Below are 851 nucleotides of genomic sequence, written 5' to 3'. Positions count from 1 at the left end.
ACAATGCACAGCATTCCTATATTAAGACTTTTTAAGTGTTGAAAAATAAATATCCTCCTGTTAAAATACGGAGTATCAGCAGTAACTGATCTCTAATTAAAAACAACAGGAGGATGATTTAAAATGTTAATTAATGATAACATAAAAATTATTAAAGAATCAACACTTATTGTAGGAATTGATGTAGCAAAAAATGTTCATTACGCGTCAGCGTCTGATTCAAGAGGAATTCAAGTTGGTAAAACAATTAGTTTTAACAACGATGTAGAAGGTATTAACAATCTTCTAAAGTGGATTAATTCATTAAAGCTTAAGTTCAATAAGTTAGATACTATTATTGGGTTAGAGCCGACAGGCCATTATTGGTTTAATTTACATGACTTTATTGCAGATAACTTTGTTAATACTCAAATTGTCTTAGTTAATCCATGGGACTCCAAATACATGAGAAAACTTAATGGTAACATAAACAAAAAAACAGATAGTATCGACTCAATAGCTATTGCTAGAAGTGTAAAGGATGGAAGGTTTTTCAGGAAATCCTTACATGAAGGCATTTTTGGAGAACTTAAGGATTATATGAGGCTTAGAGAAAAAGAAATTAAATCTAAAACTAGAGTCAAAAACCAAATTACAAGATGGTTAGATATAGCATTTCCTGAGTTTACTAAAGTTTTTAAAGATTGCTTTTGTAATTCTGCTTTAGTATTGCTTGAAAAATACCCAACTCCAAAACATGTTGTTGAGACTGAGGTTGATGACCTTCTTAAAACATTAAGAACCAAAGTTTCTACAAGCGTTGGAAAGAAAAAACTTAACCAATTAAAAAATGCAGCTTCTAAATCTATTGG

Annotated in this window: 1 protein-coding gene; it reads left to right on the top strand. The window is 30.1% G+C overall.

The window, feature by feature from the left end; genetic code table 11:
- Positions 1–123: 123 nt before the first annotated feature.
- Positions 124–851 (top strand): IS110 family transposase (locus tag ACVHXK_RS18660; RefSeq protein ID WP_461207915.1); only part of this gene is annotated, 728 nt, incomplete at its 3' end.

The sequence above is a fragment of the Clostridium sp. DL1XJH146 genome, assembly GCF_054819755.1.
This window is presented reverse-complemented; position numbering and strand designations above follow the sequence as displayed.